At 42.2% G+C, this 22,573-nt stretch carries 13 protein-coding genes; 1 reads left to right on the top strand and 12 read right to left on the bottom strand.

Going from position 1 to position 22,573, the window contains the following annotated elements:
* Nucleotides 1–285 precede the first annotated feature (285 nt).
* From M2134_RS15155 to M2134_RS15105, 11 genes are all read right to left on the bottom strand, one after another.
* Entirely contained in the window at nt 286–3,189 is a 2,904-nt protein-coding gene (locus M2134_RS15155; protein WP_280752429.1) for a DUF4906 domain-containing protein, read from the bottom strand.
* A 20-nt stretch (nt 3,190–3,209) separates the two neighbouring features.
* Nucleotides 3,210–4,841 (bottom strand): hypothetical protein, encoded by a 1,632-nt coding sequence (locus M2134_RS15150; RefSeq protein ID WP_280752428.1) that lies wholly within the window; start codon nt 4,839–4,841, stop codon nt 3,210–3,212.
* A 217-nt stretch (nt 4,842–5,058) separates the two neighbouring features.
* Nucleotides 5,059–7,839 (bottom strand): hypothetical protein, encoded by a 2,781-nt coding sequence (locus M2134_RS15145; protein WP_280752427.1) that lies wholly within the window; start codon nt 7,837–7,839, stop codon nt 5,059–5,061.
* A 45-nt stretch (nt 7,840–7,884) separates the two neighbouring features.
* Nucleotides 7,885–9,981, bottom strand: coding sequence for a hypothetical protein (locus M2134_RS15140; protein ID WP_280752426.1), 2,097 nt, complete (start codon nt 9,979–9,981; stop codon nt 7,885–7,887).
* 69 nt (nt 9,982–10,050) lie between these two features.
* Nucleotides 10,051–11,151 carry a hypothetical protein gene (locus M2134_RS15135; RefSeq protein WP_280752425.1) on the bottom strand — a complete coding sequence of 367 codons (1,101 nt, stop codon included), beginning with the start codon at nt 11,149–11,151 and terminating at the stop codon, nt 10,051–10,053.
* 1,066 nt (nt 11,152–12,217) lie between these two features.
* On the bottom strand, nt 12,218–13,558 hold the full coding sequence (locus M2134_RS15130; RefSeq protein ID WP_280752424.1) for a fimbrial protein: 1,341 nt from the start codon (nt 13,556–13,558) through the stop codon (nt 12,218–12,220).
* Nucleotides 13,559–13,610: 52 nt separating this feature from the next.
* On the bottom strand, nt 13,611–14,666 hold the full coding sequence (locus M2134_RS15125; protein WP_280752423.1) for a fimbrial protein: 1,056 nt from the start codon (nt 14,664–14,666) through the stop codon (nt 13,611–13,613).
* A gap of 46 nt (nt 14,667–14,712) precedes the next feature.
* A complete protein-coding gene (locus M2134_RS15120) occupies nt 14,713–15,666 on the bottom strand; it encodes a FimB/Mfa2 family fimbrial subunit (RefSeq protein WP_280752422.1) in 954 nt (317 codons plus the stop codon).
* 49 nt (nt 15,667–15,715) lie between these two features.
* Nucleotides 15,716–17,011: a fimbrial protein gene (locus M2134_RS15115; protein WP_280752421.1), complete on the bottom strand. Its 1,296-nt coding sequence runs from the start codon at nt 17,009–17,011 to the stop codon at nt 15,716–15,718.
* A 303-nt stretch (nt 17,012–17,314) separates the two neighbouring features.
* Nucleotides 17,315–18,613, bottom strand: coding sequence for a fimbrial protein (locus M2134_RS15110; protein ID WP_280752420.1), 1,299 nt, complete (start codon nt 18,611–18,613; stop codon nt 17,315–17,317).
* Between the two features lie 1,028 nt (nt 18,614–19,641).
* Nucleotides 19,642–20,421: a DUF1080 domain-containing protein gene (locus tag M2134_RS15105; protein WP_280752419.1), complete on the bottom strand. Its 780-nt coding sequence runs from the start codon at nt 20,419–20,421 to the stop codon at nt 19,642–19,644.
* Between the two features lie 347 nt (nt 20,422–20,768).
* On the opposite strand from M2134_RS15105, the gene M2134_RS15100 reads away from it, so the two are divergent.
* Complete coding sequence (locus M2134_RS15100; RefSeq protein ID WP_280752418.1) at nt 20,769–21,233, top strand: DUF4625 domain-containing protein; 465 nt, start codon at nt 20,769–20,771, stop codon at nt 21,231–21,233.
* On the opposite strand, the gene M2134_RS15095 is transcribed toward M2134_RS15100, so the two are convergent.
* Nucleotides 21,230–22,573: a TolC family protein gene (locus tag M2134_RS15095; RefSeq protein WP_280752417.1), complete on the bottom strand. Its 1,344-nt coding sequence runs from the start codon at nt 22,571–22,573 to the stop codon at nt 21,230–21,232. The genes M2134_RS15100 and M2134_RS15095 overlap by 4 nt on opposite strands.

The raw sequence follows: 22,573 nt of genomic DNA, 5'->3' as shown, positions 1-22,573 counted from the left end.
CGCAATACAGCCAAACCCATTTAGTCAGGCTCCTACCGCTAACAAACAACTGTGTTGTCGTAGCTTAAAAAAATGAAAGGTTTTTCAGTGGCCTTCCTCGTACCTCGGGGTACTCCTCCTTTGCTAAGGAGGAGAAATTTTGATACTACGTTATCACTAAGAAACTTTCAATTATTACAAAATCCGAAGATTCCCACAGAGCACTGCAAGTGCGATTGGGAGGAATAAAAAAGCTGCCCCAGAGATGGAGCAGCTTCTTTTATCTGTATTCAATCGATTAATTATTTATTTCACGTCTCGCACACAACGTACAACACCGCCACCCCCGCCTTCCGGGATTGTGATGTTTCGGCCTGTCGTTGTAGCATACCCGCCATTCGTATTTATTTTCTTTTGCAAGCTCGACGACGTACGCGACCATACATAGCTATTATAGGTATCTTTAGCAACTGTAACTTTCCACCCTGTAGTCACACGAGATACCATCAGTGATAATTCTCTTTCATTCGGCAGACGCCAACCAGTTTGTCCATTCACATTCAATGTTTTACAAGGAGAATTCCCTGCTGTCACCAAATCATTTTTCTCTTTCCAGGTAGTAAGGCTTTTATCCGTTATATCAGCATACTCAAAAGAGAGATAAGGTCTATTCGTCGGGCTTAATTCATTGTGCACAACAAATTCTGTTGTAGCAAAGTCTTCTTCACCTCTTAATGAATTCGTATTCATATAGGTAAGCGTAAATTTCTTATTACTTGCATTATGGAAAACGTAGTCCATCGGTCTGTTTTGCCCTTTCTGGGGAGCTGCTGTCGTATAGGATATACCCAAATCCCTTACACAACGGTATGCATGCGTATTGGGTTTAGCCACATCATCATAGAATGCATCCTGATATTGAAATTTGTAACTCGCCAATGAAGAACCCTCCTCTCCAAAGAATTCACGTCCGCTACTACTTAGGTAACGCATATACTCCTTCAATCCATTCTGATACAGATGTGCCTCTGTAGGCAATCCGTCTTTTCCCATCCAGATATCCGTGTATTGATTGATCGCTGCCGGATACCACTTCAATTCATCCCAAGAAATATTTCCATCCCGGTTCAAGTCCTGGTTACGTTGCAGACAGGCAGAGATGATGTGACGTTTTTTCTTGTTATCGTCTGTATTGGAGTTATTCGCATCTTTCAGATAATAACGGGTGATAGCCGTATCATCGCTATAATCCGTATAGGTATTTGTCAAAAAATTAGTCCACGTTTTTGAATTGTAGGTGTTTAAGCCTGCATAAAAGTTATACCGTCCATCGGATTCAGAGTCGCTTGGCCATGGATTATCTTTAGGCGGATAAAGTTTCCCGGTTTCATTAAGGGTTTCTATCCCCCAAGCAGTAGTCAAAGCCGTCAATGAGGTGTTCGTATTATAAAATGTTTTAATAGAACGTTGACTGATCATGATCGATGAGGTAGTCAAACTACTCTCCTGGTCTTTGCTAAAATCGGTATTACAAAGGATATGCATTTCCCGATTAGGGATATTGACAAACTCTTTCCAGAACGTTTGATATGCCTCTTGACCAGTACGGGGATCCTTTTCATAGTAAAACTCATCTATATACATCGTATAGACTGCTTCTCCATCTAAGAAAGGATCATTATTGGTCAAGTCATTGATAAGTTCTTTTATATTCATCAATTTTCCTTCAGCCTCAGAAGTCTTGCCTTTCGTATCCGTATAGAATCTATATTTATTCTTAACATATCTATTATTTGAAGTTGTGTTCCGCGCAAACTTAACCCATTCAAAATCTTTCGCGTTATCCCAAGACTGACCGCCATTCTGTCCTTCAACAGGCACATAGTATCCTTCATCAAAAGGTGTTTTCAAACGGAAGCCCGCACGCGTATTAATATCATTTTGCGTAAATGTAATAAGCTCGGTCTCATAATGGCTATCAAACAGATAGAATTTATCTGTTTCAACGACATTTCCCTCCGCACCCGGTTCTTCTTCGTGTCCTTTTTCTTCTACCTCAAGAATAATCTTATCGACCCCATTAATGATCACATTATATGTATACTCACGGTTACGACGTACATTAAAGTCATTGGCATCTTGACCGATATATCCTAAATGAATGGTATATATCACATCCGCGGAACGTTCTTTCAATTGACCATTATTGTCATAATAGGTCTCGAAATAGAGGCCGGTGAACTGAACATAAGTTGCGTAATCCTGCCCATGCTTATAAGCTCCGTTGGTTTCATAGCCCGGATTAGCCGAATCGTCATGTTTATATTGAAGTTCCCGGTCTGTATACTGAGTTAATCCTTCTGCCTGATTACGATTTTCCAACGTGTAGAAAGTGAATGAACTAACACCATTCTGTGTTGTTTCGAAATTGGCAAAATTCGTTTGGAAGAAATCAGTGGAACTGCTTTTATCAGTGCCATCTGTGTCTCCTTCTATCAGGCTGGAGACTTTCGGCAAATTCACCACGCGATACTCCTGGGGGGTGAATGTAATTCCTGCTTTCGAAGAAACATTAAAAGTCACTTTCGCATCCATACGATCCAATTTGATCGCGCTCAGCGTAATATCCTGTCCTGGTATGATCTCGCAATATCCATCGACCAATTGTTGCCCTTCGGTTTGCAAAGAACCGCTCATAAGCAGCTTCCCGGATTGACGGGCAATCGTACCTTGTCCACTGGCAAAACCGGCCAGCACATTTTTTAAATCATCTAAAGAGGTCACGTCATCCAACTGTTTTGAAAATGACATCAAAGAGGTTTCATCCGGCACATTGGCAATACCATAAACGATTCTTTTACCCGAAGGAACAGAGAGAGAGACATTTCCAGAGGTTGTTGCATCGCTTTCCGTCTTTTTAGAGTTAGTAACAGTCAAACCGTCTGACGTAGTGAACAAGTGATTTTTAACGACTTTCTTAGTCGTGTAATCAAACACAAGCACATACAGATTTGTTATCTGATATTCAAATTCCGTCCCTATCGCAGCCTTCGTACTTATGGTGGCCGGTATATCGGCGGAAAAACTAAATTTTACATTCGTTGGAATTCCCTCTACGATTTCCTTTCCGGTATTCTCCCATTCTTCGCTCGTACAAGAAGCAAAAAAGAGGAATCCTACTATCAATGAGAATAGACTATATCGTTTCATAACTGATTTTTTTTTCGTAATTAATTAAACCCAATATTTACCTCCGGTTCTCTCACCCAGGGATTGACCAACCAATCCAAGGTAACCTCCTGTGAAACTGATGGTAGACTGTTAAGGGAAGCTGACAATACATAGATATTCCCGTGGATTAATCCGTCAGTTCGCTTCTTGGTTCCTGCTTCATATTTCGGATTTATCTCGATTTTGTACTTCACGTCTCTTCTTACCTCAATTGTCTCATCAACAATACTTATATCTCCGTAAAGGTCAAGATCTTTCATCTGAGGCAGTGCTTCATCTTTCAAATAGATATATCCTAATTTGACATAGTTGTTCCCACTTGTCGGTCCCCCTTTTTTATCAAGACAAACCGCATACATCGCCTTTTCACTTCCCTCTTTCGGAAATGCCAACTGCTTATATTCCATTACCCCTTTCTTCCATGCAACCTGAAAAGTAATATGTAACATTTTCTCCGCTTCTGCGCTTTGAGGTACTATATATTCTCTTTCGTAGGTATAAAAAGAAAAATAATAGGAGCCATCGGCCAAACGGGTCGGGGAGATGGTTTCGTCTGATCGTAACTCATAGATCTTATTTATACGATCTGTCGTCGCATTACGCTTATAATCCAATAATAAATCCGACTTGGTTTCAATATTATAGATTGCAAAATCAGAAACAGTTGCAATCCATCCGGAAGTCTTGGTATTTATCTCGTAAAGGGTATTCCCAATAACCAATCCATGCGGGTTGCTTGTCTTATCTCTAAGCAAGTTGTTATTCCAATAATACGAATAAAAAGGATCTCCTTGTTTATTTATTAAATGCTGGTATTTAGATCCTATAGTAATCGTACCTCCCTGAAGGTCTTTAATTTCAATCGGAATAATCTTCTCATGATTATTCTGCGCCTCACCATACGCTTCCACCGTGGCCGGGTTATCAAATATTTCCGCAACAAATCCGTCATATACGGCCAGTTGCGTTGTCGTAGTCGCGTCTGCCAGTTCCTTTACATTAAAAGAAAAAGTAATATCTACCCTTGCTGCCAACTGTGTTAATGGAATGATTATTTCATCTTTATTAGCAATCGTTAAATCCAGAGTCTTTTCTCCCACTTTAACTAATTCTGAAGCAGTAAAAACAGGAGAATAATTCCCTTCCTTTTTATTTTCTTCTACATATTCCGCTTTCTTAAAATCAGCGTAAGTAGTTACGCCTTTCAAGGCTGTAAAAGTTTTAGTCGGATTAGCAATCACCAGGAATTTAGATTTTCCTAATTTGGCTTCCACCGGATCCAGGGTATACACATAATCTTCATGGTCATTTTCTCCAAAAGAATACTCCTGAGAGAAATAAACTTTGTATTTCTTATCCTCATTCGACTCAGTCGCATCCTCTACATATTCAAATACCACCAACAGGCAATGATTTATTCTCTTTTCCGCATCTGTTGCATAGAAATATTCAACCCCATCTTCCGTATAGGTGGATTTAGTAGATTCTACCTCTTCAGGCTTTAAAGATAAATTCAGTAACACCTCTTCGCCCGTACCGACCTTCGTCGCCAACTCAATGAGTTCTTCTTGGGCACAGGAAAAAAACATTCCTGTACATAATAAAATACTTAAAAAATTCCTCAGTTTCATATCACGATTACTTTATTCCTTTTGTTCATCCCTTATCCCCTGCAATTCATCCCCTGAGAGGGGTTCTCTCTTTGCATAAACCAATAAAAGCATAAAATGTTCGTTTGTAAGAGAAAGAAAGTGGTTTTTAACATTTGGGGAGATACACTGTAAGAAAAACAGACACAAAAAAAGCTGCCTCAAATTGATGAGGCAGCTTACTTTTTTAGTATTTATATCATCGCAATTGTTTAGTAACACTACTGCTATTTAGCTGAGTTAGTGTATAATCTTCTTCATAAGTAACACTTTCTCGTGTGTAAGAAAGAGTGACTGTAGCACTATTCTCAACTCCATCCGGTATAGAAATATAAGTATTTGATCCCACACCTCCATTTGAAGTCATAGTAAAGCGATCCAATTCATTACCATCATAATAAACAATTACTGTGGAAGCTGAAGGAATATTGCGCCACTGTGAACGATAATATTGGAAAGATCCTTGAACTTGAAGTCCTCTATTCTGTTGCAGATTCAAATTCTTATTATTATTACCTCGTAATTGTTCCAATGCAAATTCCTGGTAATATATAACTCCTCTATACTTATGCACTAAACGAACGCTTTCCACTCCAACAGGTAATTTGATTGTTCCTGTATAGTTATTACTAGAACTATTATTCGTTGTAAATGTCGTATAGAGAGTCTCTCCATCGGCAGAATACACACTTACTGTACCATTGCTAATTCGAGTTGTACCATAACGTACCAACCCATTACCAAATGTCACATATTGACTTGTCGTATTCACCAAATCTTTATTCCCGGCAGCTTTCAAATCAGCAATGGTGGTTACTAATTCAAAGACATCCGCCCCTGATGTATGACGCAATAACACAGAGGTGTTGTCATCTAATGTATTTGGTAATGACAATACGGCATCATTGTGATTGTTGTTATTCGTAGAGGAAGAAGTGGTAAACTCATCATACTTCTCACTTCCATCTGCTGAATATACTTCAATTATTCCGGATCGAATGTTTGAAGTAGATGCTTCAACCTTTCTGTATCGTCCTGCGCCTAATGTCACATAGATAAGATCCGGATTAATCAGAACTTTATTATCAGAAGAGATAAACTCTGCAACACTAACATCCAACGTATAACCACTATAAGACAAGGTTAAGGCTGTTACATCAGTCGGAATAGTAATATCTCGCGTACCACTTGTCACTGTCCCATTGCTAACGGTAATCGTTGTTGAGCCAGGGCCGTCCAGCGCATCGTAACTAACCGTAATCTCTCCGGTAATAGTAGAATTCGGATATGTTCTGAAGCTTCCATCGGCTCTGATTGTCCGTGTAAACGTCTCAGTACTCTTCAATAGAATTGACGCTGTTTCAAAATATTCATTCTTAATAAGCACCTCACTATTACTATCCACAAAACTTGTTTTGAAATGAACCGTTTGTTGCCCAGCTGTTTTTGCTTCATAAACATAATAATAGGTATTATCTTCATGTACGATCAACATATTCTGATCGTCACCTGTCGGATATAATTTCCCCGCTTCTATCATACATTTCACGGGATATAATCCATCTGGATATGTATCGGGAATATTAAATTCTATCAACACATCATCATCTATTCCCGTATATAAAACAGGAGACGTTACCGGATTGAATGTATATTTTTCAGAAGTAATAACTTTTACCAAACGAGTCAGGTTTCCTTTTGAAACCCTGATTACCGCCTCTTGTTGTCCGGATGCAACGGATTTAACCGTTCCGGTTATATTTCCATTCCCATCAATCGAAGGCCCTGAAGTAAAAATATCCTCACCTGAAACCACACGAATACTAATATTATCACTTTCATTTACCTCCTGCGTACCATTGAATGTATAATAAGTAGCTTTTACGTTCAATGTTCCTCCACCTGTAAACAGATTTATCATTTTGTCAATAACCAGTCTGTTTTTGTCATTATCAGAGATTGTTGGAGATTCCTGCACGATGGTTGCATACAGATTGTTTGAAACAGGAGCGTTTAAGGCTTCTTCGAAAGAACTCACCCCGTTACTATAAGGGTCGCCATCAAAACTATGAAGAGTTACTATATAATGATAGTTTCGCTCAATCTTCCAAGGAATCATAGTCGTCTGATCCTTAATCAAGTGAAGCTTATAATACTTAGAAGCTTTTCCGTTTTCAGTATCATACTTGTTTTTTATGATTATATAAGTAGGATTGGCCTCTGTATTCTCTGTTTCAAACATATATTTAGGAGTCATATCGCAGGTCAACTCGCTGGCTGGAGCAAACGTTCTATCACTCGCTTTCGGCAAAGTTAAAACATCACTTTCTTCCGTGTCGGGGTCTCTCTGAAAAGGGTCACCGCTGGTTTCTCCATAAACAGAAACAGTACCGGTGGAAGCATAATTTCCAAGCGTATAACCATCCAAAAAGAATTCGCTATAATTGTTGGTACCAGCAGTTTCGCTTGTATTATCTACCACTGTCAGCTTTGCAAAGTTACGCAATAGTTCAACAGAAATCGTCCCATATAAATTTGCCACTTCTACTCTCCCCCAATAAACATTTTGAGTAGTAAGTAAAGAAGGTACAAGAGTTGTTTCCAGCTTACCTTGCGCTGTGGTCGGAGCAACCCAATTACTCCAATCATGATTTACCACAAAATGCATAATACGCGTATCAATAGGGACTCTGGCTGTTCCGGTTCCTTTTCCGGTTGCATCCGGTTCAGTCATGGTCAATGAAGGAGCCATCACCCGCCCTAAAAAAGAGCCGTCTTCGTCAAAGGTTAGTATGGAAAGAGTTCCCACGTCCAATGCGGAAGCCGATCGTGTTGCGATATAACCCGGGATGTCCAATGTGTAATTGAGAGACATGAAACCATCCTCATTTTCTATCTCTGTTTGTATATACCTCTCATCCTGACAAGAGGCAAACAACGCCAGAAATATAACAGAATATATATATATTAACTTTTTCATGATTCTTTTATTTTATATATAATTATACGGCTATTTGTATGTGGGTTATTTTATGTCTCTCACGCAACGTACGGATCCTCTTGTTGAAGTTCCATCCTGTACTCGATAATCCATAAACATGACAGGGCCATCATCCTGATTCGCACTCCAATAAGAAGAGCCTTCCAATATACGTTTTACTATACATGCCTTATAGTTTTGCATAATATCTATCAAATAGAGTTCAGCCAAAGTAGGCATACGCCAACCGCTTAATGTATTACCCGCCGCATCCTTCTCTGAATAACTCTTACATCTATCTCGATGATTATTATAAGTATTATTTGAGATAACCCCTGCTTGAGAAGCAAGCATAAAGTTAGGCGATACTAATCGATTGTTTTCCTCTGAATCAATCACATACCCGGATTCATCCAAGATTGGATAACCGGTTTTTGCGTTTTCTCTAATATAATCAGTATAAAGATAACCATCCTCTTTTCTTGCTGTGGAGTGATCATTCACTCCATCACCCCATGTAATAGTCTGACTTCCACTTCGATAGGTCACCTTCTCATTAAACTCATCCGGGTAAGGGAAGGCTGAGAAATTGGCCACCAATGAAGTAAACTTATAGTAATTATAGTTCGTTTGCCCGGAACTACCTTCACCTGTACTGCCGGATTTTTCAAAAGTAATATATAAAGGTGGGTATTGCATAACCACAACTTTTTGCTCTAATCCGTTCAGGTTTCTTACAACAAATTCTATTTTTCGCGGTACAAAATTACCCGGGACATCACCTGTTATCAAAATATCCCCACTGGTTGTTGTACCGTCCTGCCCTGTTAAAGTAATTTGAATATTGTGATCATCATCTTCTTCAAAATCATCTATACCTACTTGCTTGTAAACCTTTACAGATCCTTCAACAATAAAAGCATTGGAAGAAGACTGATAGGTTGTTGAAGAATTCGTTAAGTTAGGCATACTAATTTCCAAATCTTTTACCTGTAAGTAGTAGATAGGAATAATATGTACCCCCATCATCCTATCTATCCAATCAATTATCTGATAGTTGAAGAGAATATTTTTCGTTTTCACGTCGATACTGGCAAAAACATCATATAAATATCCATGTATAATACCATTTGTTGTTTTAACCGTAGAACCGGCTACAGCAACTGGATTAATAATCAGGTTATATTCTTTTTCCTCTACAGCACCATCTAAGCCTTCCTCCTCGGCTTTCACGTCTGTCAGAACACCTTTTATATTCAGTTTCAAACTCTTATCCGCAGTTTCTCTTTCATAAGTATAAAAAGAGAACAGCATATCTTCGTCTACCTTCGTTATAACGCGTCCGGCATTTTCCGCATATTCTTTCTTAAGACCACCCAGAAAACTTTTCTTTGAATTATATGTATAGGTTGCCCCATATGCTCCCAAGAAAACGTCTGATTCAACATTTACACCCGTAAGAGTATATTCTGATATTTCAAAAGTCCATGGAGCGGTTTCCGGCATATTTTCTAAAAAGTTCATATAAACGTCCACTCTGGAGGCTAACTGAGTCAGCTCAATATGTAAAACATTAGCACCTTCTACAATAGTCTTCTTCACATCTGCGAATTTCACTAACTCATCTGCTTCAAAAACATAGGCGTCTGCTGTTTGCGTAATGGCTTCCTCAAAAGTCTTCTTCACATCGGAATACACACAATCCTTTGTGAACTTAGCTTCAAATTGCTCCTTTGTCAAAGAGGAGTTTGCTATAGCTAAAATTTGCACAAAACCTGTTTCAACGGTAAGACCACTCACAGAATATTGTATTCGTCCTTCGGTACCATCTTCATTCGTATGTGAGTCATCCGCTTCTCCAACAGGAGAGGCGGCATACACAAAGCCTAAAAATTTACCTACTACATTTTCTTCTGTAACCTTAAATGCTGCAACGGCTAAATTATTGATTTGTAACTCGGCTTCAGTGGCCAACATATTATCCCCTGCAGCTTTTGTGTTGATTCCTTCTGTAGAAACAACAACGTCAAGAGTAGTGGGGATTCCTTCTGCTCCATAAGCAAGCCTGATAGGCTCCTCTTCTGTACAAGAATAGAATATTCCTGCCAGAAGGATCAATAAATATATGTTCTTAAGTTTCATGTTATGATTATTTTATCTTTTTGTTTTCTATTGTTATCGCCAAATATTCAATCACTAAGGGGTGATCGCTTAATTCGCAGGTACTTCTTCCAGTATCACTTCATACTCATTATATTCCCAGTCCTTCGTGCAACATACCACGGTGCATTCGATGCCATCGCCTGTTACTTTCACATTGGCTTCCAACTGATAGATATAACCAGCTTGGATATAAGAATGTTCGGTATGACCTTTATTTTTATCATTCTTCTCACCTACATTGTTGTCAAAACTACCATCTATTTCTGTCAGGCGATTGATCACGTAGTTTTTTGTCTCGGTTTTAGTGCCCACCTGGAATGTCAGTTCAAGGGCAGTCAGGTTTTCTAATTCATCACCTACCGCAACACCTGAGTTAGGATAGGTAACAAAAGAGGCTAAAGTAGCAGGGATACCTGTGGTTACTGCTGCATTTGTTGCGCCATCAAATATTTTATATCCATTAGTTACATCCCAGGCAACATTATCAAATTTTGAATTGGTGTCTGTTTGCCCGTCTTTCAATTGACGCATTGTGTTCTGGTTCAACAGACGAACGCTTTTCAAGGTTACGTCAGCCGGAAGGGTGTTGTTGGCAAAACCTTTAACAGTGACCTTAGTCAATTCAACCATGGCTGTTAGTTGTTTCAATTTCACGTCTAATGCTTTTACATTGTCTAAAGCATCTGTTATGGTAGGATAGCCTTCGCTTTTAGCATAGCTGAATTTTCCTGTCTGACCGAATTTAACCAAATTGGTCAGGTCGGTCTTGGCAGCATCATCTTTACCTAAATAGGCATCTTGCACGGCGGCTCTTGTTGTCAAGCCGGCAAATGATTCTTTGGTATCACCTATTACATATACATCGTAATTGGTACCGGTTTTCAATAATACTTTTGTATTCAGATAAGAGCCATTGGATCCTGTTATTACAGTCACGTCATCTTGTGCAAAGTAAACCTTGTCGGTTCCGTCAAGAGTCGTGCCATTATTCAAGAAGACAACCACAGAAGCAGTTGAGATCATGTCAGAAGCAACATCACCGTTATTTTCAGAAGTACCGCCCTTTGTTCCCAGGTCGTTCCCATTCAAATTAAAAGAGACATACAATTCGGTTGCGTCTGCATCGGTTGTCGGGTTCGCTTTCGTCATTTCGTTTAAAACGTCATCTTCCATGGAGCATGCAACGGCTGCAAAAAGGAAGGAAGCAATTAAAAGTATATTATTCAGTTTCATGTCGAAATATTTTTTATTGTTATTCTCGGTTTATCTGATAGCAAAAATATACTCAAATTCAATAGGTGGCGATAGGTGGTAATTTCAATCTTAAGGGGTAAAACTACCAATTTCGCAAGGGTTGAAAGGAATACCTTCAAAAGGATAGAAATACCACGCCTCGCATAAAAAACCCCGATCAATAAAAGGGTTTTGGGGTAGTTGCCCCCTTTCTACAAGAGAGGAGGAAGGGGGATCATAAGGGTTGGCATAGATGGCGCAGATTGCGGGGGGAGGATCTTCAAATTGGAGAAGATGTGAAGGAGAAAGGAGAAGGGAGAAAGGAGAAAGGGAGAAGATGGGAAGGTTTGTGGGAAAGCACGCCGCAGGCGTGAGATTATGCATAACCGTATGCAAGCGTAGCGCAGCTTACGGTAGTGAATCACCTATATAAAAAGCCCCGCATGGGGCGGGATTATGGCAGATCTCGCACCTGCGGCGCTTGATTGATAGGGAGTCGCTATACCGTAAGCTGCGCTACGCTTGCATACGGTTATGCATAATCTCACGCCTGCGGCGCGATCCCCACCTTCAATTCTTACAAAATTGGAAGGTTTTCATATAAATCCCGCAGGGATTTCCTATTCGTAACCGCGGGTGTAGCGAAGCAAACCCGTGGTAGGTAGGCAGATAGACAAGACCTACTATACAAGCAACCCCGAAGCGGGTTGAACCCATTCCGGGTTCATTAGTTATTATTAGCGGAATACCCCCGGTCGTTCGCTTCGCTCTCTTACCGAGGGTTACGAATAGGAAATCCCTGCGGGATTTAACTCATTTCAGTGTACCTTGCCCATCTTCACATCTTACTAAATCAGAAGATGCCCCTTTCTCCTTTCTCCTTTCTCCTTCAAATATTACAAGACATAAAAAAATCCCCTGCCTCCGAAAGGAGGCAGGGGATTGGTATTTTATACGATGGGATTAGTTGATTCCCATGGGTTTATTCATCTGTTTCGACTTGTTTTACATATTTCCAGTTTTCAACTGTGATCACCGGCTGGATGGCTACGTAATGGTCTTTCAGGTCGGGACCGTCGGAACCTAAACCTCTGATCGTTACGCTTACGCCGTATACATGGTTGCGATCGACTTTCTGAGTACCTTTCTTAATTGGAATATGATAATAGGTCTCCGCCAGTTGGGTACCGTTGCCCAAAGTAATATATCCGGAAATAATCATACGAGTGTCACCATTGGATGTTACAGTAACCACATCTACTGTTGGAGGAGTGGCTTCTGGGTTGCCCGGTGTAAAAGTACTGTTATACACATTCTGGTTTTCAAACGCGTAACAGAAGAACATATCATCAGCCTTGTCTTTTACCTCGTAAGAAAATACATGATTTTCGCCATCCGCCAAGGTAATAGCATCATAATCTTTCCCAAAACGCGTATCGATAGAAGATCCCGGCACGATATATTGCATCTGCTCGGTATAAGTAGCCGGACCACCGCGGAAATAGACAGGATCGGTTGATACCCGTTCAAACAGACCAACTGTTCTACCATCCACCGGAGTCAAATAAGTCTGCGGACGGATATTCGCCATAAAGACAGAGGTCAAGGTAAAGGTTGCACCATCAAACTGATAGGTAAGATCATCATTATCTTTCGGGAAAGCCACCTTGATTTCATCCAACTGGATACGTGCCGCCAAACGGGTCAGTTCTACTTTCTTTGCTATCGTTTCCGTATAATCATACGCGTTCCGTTCTGTCTCTGTTTTCAATACCTTAATACCGCTTACAATCTTGGCTGCTTCATTATTCGCGTTTTCATCTTCCAACAGGAAGTTATAACTCAAACGCACACCCTCTTCGTAGGCCACCAACTGTACGTTTTTGAACAGTTTACTTGCCATCAACAGGTGATTCTGCTTTTGATCAAGGATACTTTCTACATTCTCCTGCAAGGCATCAAAACCGCCTTTCGCCCGGTCAATAATACCCGCGTTGGTGTTCGCCAACAACAGGATATTATATTTCCCTATCGGAAGAACTATATCATAGATCGCCAAAGCTGTTTTCCCCGGTGCCGCTACTTCACGCTTTCCAGCTACAAAGCCTCCGTTGGTCGTAAACACCAACGCGGTCAGGTTATGGACACTATCTTCCCCGGCAAACCGAAGTTCATCCGTCGCCTTGGTCGCGAAAGGTTTCTGTATACCGATCTGCAGGGAAACCTCCTGATCCTCGACCTGAATAGGCTGAGGCGTTTCCTCGTTACAGCCTACCATCAGGATGGCGGCCACTGTCATAAGTATCAAATATATTCGTTTCATAACGTTCTCCTTTTTACGTGTTAACTCTTTACTTTTTCTTTATGTCCACTGATTAGTCATCTTCCCAGGGATAGTCAACTTCACCCCAATCGACAACAGTTACCTGTATCCCTAAATAGGAAGTATTTTCATCGAAGCTATTCTCACCAAACGTTAGGGTTATGTTATACACATAATTGCGATACACATATTTATGTCCGTCATGCATTCCGGTCACATGTACTCCGTTCTGATTGATCACAGCGGTAAATTCTTTTTCGATCGGATCAAACAGATCTGTACCAAGCAAGGTTGCTTTTACTTTTATTTGTGTCGGATTTTCAAGTTCTTTTTCTTCATTGTGCATGCCTGCATTTTCCATCACATACTGACGGTAAATAATGTCAGGATAGGTAGTGCGTACTCCGTCTGTAATAACCAGGTTTTCGGGAGTATGTACCGAAGTAGAGATCAGGTTATCGCCCTGCTTTTCTACTACACCCCAATCTTCCACACTGAAATAATGTGATTCGGAACGAACGTTTTCAAACCAGATCTCATCAATCCGCACCTGGCGACCAACTAAACCTGCTTTACCCTTAAAATCAACATAGACACCGGCTAACTGCAAACGGGCAGGCACACGGGTTAAGAGGATATCTCCTAATAGGTTATCGCCTGTTACCAAGTTTTTCGTTATCACTTCTGAGCTCATCACCAAATTAGTCTGCGTCTGTGCCGAGAGCTGTGTCAAGGAGGCGTCCAATTGATCGTACGACTGGATTGTGCTCTCAAAATTAGCCGGCGCATTGGCAATGGCCACAATTTTGGAGTTGCCCGAAGTGGCCTCTACCCCTTCGATGGGGTATTCATATTCCGCGTTGATATTCGGATAGTTGCCTACCCCTGTCTTGGAGCCGTCCTCTGCAAAGACAAAGATAACCAACGAATTGATATTTGCTTCACCCGGCAGCTCATACGGATCCTGTGCCTTCGTCTTTCTTTCCTGTACCTTCACATTGACAGATACCCGTGCGTCTTTCTTCCCGCCATCGGGCAGATCTTCTTTCCGGCAGGCCGAAAAGGCGACCATTACGCACATAAACAATATGATATTTCTTAGTTTCATAATCGATATACTTTTTTGTTATTTCTTACGGTTACTCTTCTAATGGTTAGAATTCGATCGGATCTTCTACATATCCCCAAGGACGTACAATCACTCTTGTGCCGATATATACGCCATCGTCACCCCATTCAAACAGAACAAAAGCATCATTTTCCGGAGCGATCTCAATAGGATTTTCATCCACATAGTCCAGCATATCATCATCCAACACATTGCCATCGGCTGTGCGAATCAACGCAGTCAATCCGGTAGAGGCTATCGCGAAATCTTCTATTTCAGGAGATACCCACTCGTTGGCCGTGAAATCCAATCCGCTATAAGCATCCGATTTAGGAATATCCCAACGACCATCCTGTGCCAGGGTTGCTTCGGCATTTAGCGGTGTCGCTTCGCTACCTAAACCGCCTTTTGTTTCGTTCAGGCGCAGTTTGAATTCCTTATCAGAGATACCGGCTCTTGCCAGGTAGCGTTGCAGGTTATAGGTTGCCATCGTAATGGTTCCCGCTTTGGGTTCGATTTCGATCCACTCATCCTGACGCAGATTGCCTTCCGCTGTCACGATGGCTTCCGTTCCACCGAAGAGTTCCACCTTGGTAGCTCCTACTCCGTCTTCTTTTGAAGCCAATTCCAACTTAAAGTCATTCAGGTTCTGGCTTTCGTAGATATTTACGGTATTCGCCGCGCCCAAGGCATTGCCCCAAGCCAGGAAAGAGAGTTTCATGCCCTCTTTATAAGGTGTTTTTAATTTGATCTCTTGCATCTCAGTGATCTGGTTGTAGGTCATCGTTACCGATTCGAGGTATTTGCCGTTTTCATCGAACACATAGATGGTCGCATCTTCCGAACGGCTGTTCCGGGTAATATCTACACCAGCGGCATTAAGCACTCTGAGTCTCAATTTATAGCATTGATCCAGATCTTCATTGATACATCCCGTGGCTAAGAAAGCGAAGGCGCAGACTGCCAGGACAAGACGTTTTGTAAAATGTATATGTTTCATAATGGTTAATTTTTATCGTATTGCTATATTATTCTTTTTGTCTAAACGTTTATTCTACGGGCTCTTCAATCACCACTTTCGGATACCAATTAACCACAACCACTTTCGCGTTCAAGTTAATGAACTCACTTGGCAGCCAAGGCTCATCAGAACCGGGACCGTACACTGTTACCCAAATATCATAACTATTATTACGCATAATTCCTTGGTGATTAGGCATTAACACGCCAGTTTGTGTCGATGTCCCTTTATTATTATTAATCGGAATCGGATAATAACGATCCTTCATTTCTTTCTGTTTGCCTTCCTTGTCCAGATAAACATAGGTACCCCGAAGCACCAGATAGGTTGTATAGCCAGCAGAGCGCCCCGCACCATCCGCCGAATTTTCATAAATAAAGAATTGTTTTCCGTCAATTGCATTGCCCTTTTCACCCGTCACCTCCAATTTTTCAGGAGTTTTGGTTAGAGTAAGGGGTGCTTCAAATTGATGAGACAATAGATCTTTTTCCAATTTCGTTTGACCATCTTCTTGATTACCTACCGGTGTCTTGTATGGACGATCAGCCCAGAACTCATGCGAACCAAACCACCAGCCATTAGCAGGCAGTGCAGCGTCCGCTACTTCTACTTGCAAATAGTCTTTATTTGAAGCGATGTAAGAGCTACTCTTTACATTTCCCAGAAACATGGAGTCGATTGTTAGGCTGACAAATGTCCCAAATTCATCTTTTTCGTCATCATACTCAACTGACATCAGTTGCACACGTGCCACAGTACGATACAGCTTAATAGAGGGATCAGTTTCTTTCTCCTGATAAATCGAAACGGCATTTTCCGTATTCTCAACCTGCAGATCTGTATAACCCATCATATTGTATAAGTACTCTTGGATCCGTACAGTTTTCAGTTCGCTACTCATGGTGAAACGCCCCATACTCTCAGAGCTTAAAACTGTTGTCGCAGCCAAAGCACCATTCAAGTCTGTTTTTTTGAGCAATTCAATCATATCATTCTCCAGATTGGCTAAAACCAACACCTTGGAAAGCACCGGACTCACCAGGATACTATCAACCTCTGTTTGCGCACCAGCTTCTATTTCTTTTGTTTTATCGGCCAAAAGCTTGCCAGATGTTGCGTCATAAACAAACACAGACAATGATGCAATAGTCGCATCCTCATCCGCTTTGGTCATTCCTTTGGTCATAACGTCGCGTGTGTCAATCGCCAGTGAAAGCAGGGCGGTTCCCGGTTGAATCGGATTGTCTAAAATCGGTTCATTGTCTGAGCAGCCGGCTAAGATACCGATCGCTGCCATGCATAAAATATAATTTTTCAGTTTCATAATGATATATATTTCATTCTTAACTCTTGTTTGTACACTATACTTTTAATGATACAAAAATAACAAATTAAAACTATATAAAAGATAGGCACTTCTCTCTATCTTAAGGGTTGTATGTATCAATTTTCCGCCTGTGATAGGTTTACCTCTGCAAGCAATATTTTCAACCGCTGCTCAGTATTTCACCTCCTCTTATCGCCTGTAAACACAACGCTTTCGCTCTGTCTATCCTATAAACAAAAAAAGCCCCCGAATGTTCGGGGGCTTTACATATTTTTGATCTAAAAAATCAAGGGAAAAATCTTAGTTGATTTCAAAATCGAAATCTACTTCACCCCAAGGCACAACTCTTACCTGAACACCCAGCATAGTTTTGTCACCACCACCATAAGGAGTTGTATAACCTACTGAGTTGATAGTTGCGACTACGTTGTACTGCAGATTACGTTTGATACCGATATATTTGCTGCCATCTCCGTAAATTTCAGTAGCACGATCTTGACCTTGTGCAAATTCACCAATATAAGAGTAATCTTTTGACTCCTTAATAGTATAAGGAACAGCTCCTACAGGAACAGACCAGAAGCGATTTTCTAACGTAATTCTTTTCGGATCATCTTGTCCGTCAACAACCATATCATATTCGATATCACCGGCGATTACCAACAATGTGTGAGGAATTGCATTTGTCGAGAATGTATCAGCCTCGTTTTCATACACATAGAATGTAGTTCCCGGTTCAACTTCAACTTGTTTACCGTCTTTAGATTCCATAGTTGCCGTATAGCTTCCAACCAAAGCAGAGAGTTCTGTAGAAAGCTCCGGTTTAATATACTTATCAGTAGCATAAGCCGCATAAGCGTCATCTGTAGCATGATAGAAAGTCTTAGCTACTGGAAGAGCAGGAGTCCATTCGCCTTCACCACCGGCAAGAAGAGTAGTTCCTTGCGCACCCAAAATATATACGCCAGTAATTGTCAGTTTTGGGTTTGAATAGTAAGCTTTTTCTGTTACTACATCATCTTCTTCCGTATCAAGCAACTTGCTACCTAACTTAATTCCACCCAATACGATCTTAGCTGTATTGCGGAACATCTTGATCTCATTTGTATAATCACCTTCTGTCGGAGTAATGTTGATACCATTGGTAGGCATAGCAACATCTTCAGCATATCCTAAATAGTTAATCACATTTTTAGTGATACTAACATTATACACACGGCTATTCATAGACAAATTTTCTACACCTTCTGTAGCAAGCAACTTAGTATCAAGCAAAAAATTAGCCAAAGTTGTTGCATTAGATGTTGCATTGGCAAGTACAATCACTTTCTTTCTACCTTCCGTTACTTCAAACGGCTCAACGATTGTCGCTGTCTTAGAATTGTCATCTCCTGTTGCTTCTAACACACCAGTTTCAGCATTAAACACATAAACCGTAAGCGTATTTATAGCATCATCTGCACGTGTGCTTAAGTTTTCGGTTTTAACGCCCAACATAGTTTTCGCTTCTTCTACCACCGGGATGTCTTCTCCCTTGTCTGAACAAGCTGTGAATGCCACAGCTGCCATCATACCAAATAATAAACTTCTTAGTTTCATATCAAAATAAATTTAAGTTGTGAATAAATTTTTATTGTTTCTCTTTATAAATGTTATATACTATTTCTTTTTACGGCTAATCTTTTCTTGTCTTGTCATGCAGGAAGTTCTAACCACTCTCACTATAAACAAAGAAAAGGAATTAATGTTCGTTTGAGGTTCAACTTTTTTTTCATATCGCTTCATATGCTCGAGAACCACAATGCAAATGTATATCAGCTTTCGGAAACAGGGAGTAGGCGAACCGCTCATTCTTCGAGGGTAAAAAAATCAAATTGCGTAAAACCCGAATTTTGATAGAATCCCACCTCTTTTTGATAAAAACAACACGGTTGACAGGCAGGATCCGGGGAAAAATATCAAACAGCGGTGTAATCCTTTCAGCCCGGCAGAAAAAGCCCTGAATACATGGCTGAAAGCCAGGGCGGAGAGGACGGAGGGTACAGATGACACAGAAAATGACACAGGGAAGGGGATTCAAATCGGAGGAAATGGGAAGGAAATAGGAAATAGGAGATAGGAAATAGGAGATAGGAGCGTCTTCAAGTATTCCAAAATTTGAAGATGCAAGGAATACCGAAATACCTATCCAAAAGTTCCCCTTCTTAGAAAAGAAGGGGGGGGACCGCTGCTCGCAGCGGTGGGGTAATTTGAATTCTTTATAAATGTTACTTCCTATTTTAGGAGACTCAGGTATATATAGGCAAACCAGGGAAATATATCTTTTTCTTTAATATCAAACTACCCCACCCCCGCAAGCGGCGGTCCCCCCCTTCTTTGCTAAGAAGGGGAGCCAAGATAGGTATTTCGGTATACCTCACACCTTCACATCTTGCAATATCTGAAGACGCTCCTATTTCCTATCTCCTATTTCCTATCTCCTATCTCCTTCCCATCTTCCAAAATCTGAATATTTCACGATCAATCCTCAGGGGTTTTAGGAGTGAAAAAAAAATTCTCACCCGGGTGAGAATTTTTTCTCATGCGGGTGAGAATAAAAAAAAACGTCCTGAACTGTATTCAGCGGATCAGAGTTCCCGGATCCAGATATTGCGGTAGCGCACGAGGTCGCCATGATCCTGCAGGAGGATGGGGCCGGCGCCGTGGGGTTTCACTTGGGGGAAACCGATGTATTCAGTGGTGCCGAGGATGGTGGTATGGTTTTGCAGGACGATGCCGTTTTGTATCACCGTGATGGTGGGGGGCACGCGGTAGGTACCGTCTTCCTTGAATATCGGGGCATTGTAGATAATATCATACACATTCCATTCGCCGGGGCGGCGCATGGCGTTCACCAGCGGAGGGGTTTGTTTGTAGATACTGCCTGTCTGGCCGTTGACATAGGTCTCGTTCTCGTAGCAATCGAGGATCTGCACCTCATAGAGTCCTTGCATAAACACACCGCTATTGCCGCGTCCCTGGCTCTCACCTTTCACCACCGTAGGGGCCGACCATTCGATATGCAATTGGTAACTATTGAAATGCTGCCGGGTTTCGATATCACCGGTGCGAGGGGTTACCGTAAAAGCGCCATCTTTCACCGTCCATTTCGCCTCGCTACCATCGCGGGCACTCTTCCAGGCATCGAGGTTGGTGCCGTCGAACAAAACAATCGCATCGGAGGGGGCGGAGTGGGTAACGGGATCGCCCGGCGTCACCACCGCGGGTTGGGGAGTCCAGAACTCCGACATACCGGGGCGCATCGCTTCGGGTTTGGGATACTCTTTTTCTTGTGCGTTCGCACTGAGACATAAAAGAAAGAAAACAGCCACAGAGCCTGTTGTCTTTGCTAAGTAATGCTTCTTCATGGTTTTACTGTTTAAAATAATAGATATGCAAACGTAATGAAAAACTTTGAAAATTACTACCTTCGCAAGGTGTATAATGTGAATCGTAAGTCACAACCCCGTTAGGGGTAAAATTTGGATAACCCCGGGTGTCAACCCGGGGGAGTGATCACACTCTCAATGAACCCCAAAGTGGGTTCAACCTCCTTCGGGGTTGCTTTGTATGGAATGGACATTCACCCCGGGTTGACACCCGGGGTTATCCAAATAAAAGCCCTTTCGGGCTTCCCCTTAACGCATTGCATTTTTAGAGAATATATTGACTGTTGTAATAGTAAACCTGATTATTCACTAAAACAATTAATAGGATGAAAAGAAAAATTTCTTTCTGGGGATTATGCCTGATGGGCATGGTTCTTTGCATGCCTGCATTGAAGGCACAGGCGCCACAGGTGAAGGGACCGAAGATTACGCTTATGGCTCCTGCGGAAAATGATATTCTGCAGATCGGCACGGCGATTCATTTCGATATGGATCTGGACGACACGATATTATTGGAGTCGTACCGGGTGGAGATCCACGATAACTTCGACGGACATGCCCATACGGGTGGGGCCGACGAGGTGATGCGCCCGACGGTGTTCGACAAGACATACGATGTAGCGGGAGCAACCCATAAACGGGTGCACCACCATGGCGTAGTTATTCCGGAGAAGGCACGCGAAGGGGTCTATCACTTTATTATTATATGTAAGAATGTCGACGGCGGCGAATCGCGTGTGATCCGCACCGTCACCCTCAGCAAAGGACAGGGGACGATTTATAATCACTAATCACTCACCTCATCGGGGCTAGGTGGGGCGATGTAGGTGAGGATTTGTCCGCTTAGTTGGAGGAGGGAGATTTCGCAGAGCTTGGTGTTGTACTCGGCGATGGATCGTCGTTCTTCGGCCTCCAGGAGGTTGTTTTGCGCTTCACGCAGTTCGATGCCCGAGAGTTCACGCAGTTTATAGCGATCCATGGCGACACTGAAATGTTCCTGAGCCGCTACCAGGTTTTCTCTTTCGAGCCGCCAGAGATCGAGGTTGTTCTGATAGGCCATCCAGAGATTGCTCAGGTCGGCACGCAGGCCAAGCTCCAGCTCCTGCTTACGCAAATCACGGTTTTCTATCTCGATGCGTGCGTTACGCTGTTCGCGACGACGGTTGAAGCCATCGAAGAGGGTCATGCCGATCGTTACGCCGTAGTTTAGTCCCAGGCGTTGCTGCAGGTCGTAATTGCCCTGTTCATACCAGTTGGCGGTGTAGCCATAGCCGGCATTCAAACGCAGGTAGGGGAAATTGCGGCTGCGCACACGCTTATAATCCAGTTCAGATATTGTCTTATTCTTTTGGGCAATCAACAAAACAGCATTCGACTCAAGCGTATTTTCCCACAGTTCCACCTCATCGAGGAAGGGATTGGGGAAGATCACCGAATCGCGGATCTGAATATTGGCATCGATATCGTCGACAGCCAATAACTCTTTCAACTGAATGCGTGAGCGATGCACCACCTCCAACTGATTCAGTACCTTAGAGCTGTCGGAGTTGAAGTCGACCCGTGCCTGCTGCAGATCGAGCAGCGACATGGTACCGATCGAATGGCTCTGCTCTACAATGCGCACACGCTCCTTGGAGAGATCGAGCGAAGAGCGCAGGTTGTTCAGACGGATCTTCTGTCGGATCAGATTATAATATTCGGCCGAGAGGCTGGCGACAAAGTCTTCGATGGTCATGCGGGTATTGAGTTCACCCATACGTTCGAGCTCTTTCAGGCGTTCGTAGGTAGCCTGGATGCCGAAGCCGTCGAACAGGGTCCAGCTCATATTCAGGCCGATATTGGCCGTTTCGTTGTGAATGCCCGAGGTGCGCTCGCGTTCTCCGGAGCGCAGGTCGTTGCGGTTGTCGTTGAGTGTGCCACTGAAGCCACCGCTCAGGTCGAGCGAAGGCAGGTAGCCGGCATTGCCCGGCGTGGCGTTGTTGGCAGATATCTGTTGTTCGTTGCGCACGATGCGAATAGCATAATTGCGTTCCAAACCAATCTCTATGCAATCTTTCAGGCTCAAGACCTCTTGCCCCCACATCCACAGGGGGAGGCAAGCAAGTCCAAACAATAAATGACACTTTCTCAT

Origin of the sequence: Parabacteroides sp. PM6-13 (assembly GCF_029892605.1) — a bacterium.
Classification (GTDB): Bacteria; Bacteroidota; Bacteroidia; order Bacteroidales; family Tannerellaceae; genus QVMG01.
Note: the sequence above shows the minus strand (reverse complement) of the source record. Positions and strands in the feature narration are given on the sequence as shown.

Coding starts and splice junctions, on each gene's coding strand:
- M2134_RS15095 (WP_280752417.1), bottom strand. CDS start 22,573: ATGAGAAAGTGTCATTTATTGTTTGGACTTGCTTGCCTCCCCCTGTGG.
- M2134_RS15140 (WP_280752426.1), bottom strand. CDS start 9,981: ATGAAACTTAAGAACATATATTTATTGATCCTTCTGGCAGGAATATTC.
- M2134_RS15120 (WP_280752422.1), bottom strand. CDS start 15,666: ATGAAACATATACATTTTACAAAACGTCTTGTCCTGGCAGTCTGCGCC.
- M2134_RS15125 (WP_280752423.1), bottom strand. CDS start 14,666: ATGAAACTAAGAAATATCATATTGTTTATGTGCGTAATGGTCGCCTTT.
- M2134_RS15135 (WP_280752425.1), bottom strand. CDS start 11,151: ATGACGAAAGCGAACCCGACAACCGATGCAGACGCAACCGAATTGTAT.
- M2134_RS15150 (WP_280752428.1), bottom strand. CDS start 4,841: ATGAAACTGAGGAATTTTTTAAGTATTTTATTATGTACAGGAATGTTT.
- M2134_RS15115 (WP_280752421.1), bottom strand. CDS start 17,011: ATGAAACTGAAAAATTATATTTTATGCATGGCAGCGATCGGTATCTTA.
- M2134_RS15105 (WP_280752419.1), bottom strand. CDS start 20,421: ATGAAGAAGCATTACTTAGCAAAGACAACAGGCTCTGTGGCTGTTTTC.
- M2134_RS15110 (WP_280752420.1), bottom strand. CDS start 18,613: ATGAAACTAAGAAGTTTATTATTTGGTATGATGGCAGCTGTGGCATTC.
- M2134_RS15130 (WP_280752424.1), bottom strand. CDS start 13,558: ATGAAACGAATATATTTGATACTTATGACAGTGGCCGCCATCCTGATG.
- M2134_RS15155 (WP_280752429.1), bottom strand. CDS start 3,189: ATGAAACGATATAGTCTATTCTCATTGATAGTAGGATTCCTCTTTTTT.
- M2134_RS15145 (WP_280752427.1), bottom strand. CDS start 7,839: ATGAAAAAGTTAATATATATATATTCTGTTATATTTCTGGCGTTGTTT.
- M2134_RS15100 (WP_280752418.1), top strand. CDS start 20,769: ATGAAAAGAAAAATTTCTTTCTGGGGATTATGCCTGATGGGCATGGTT.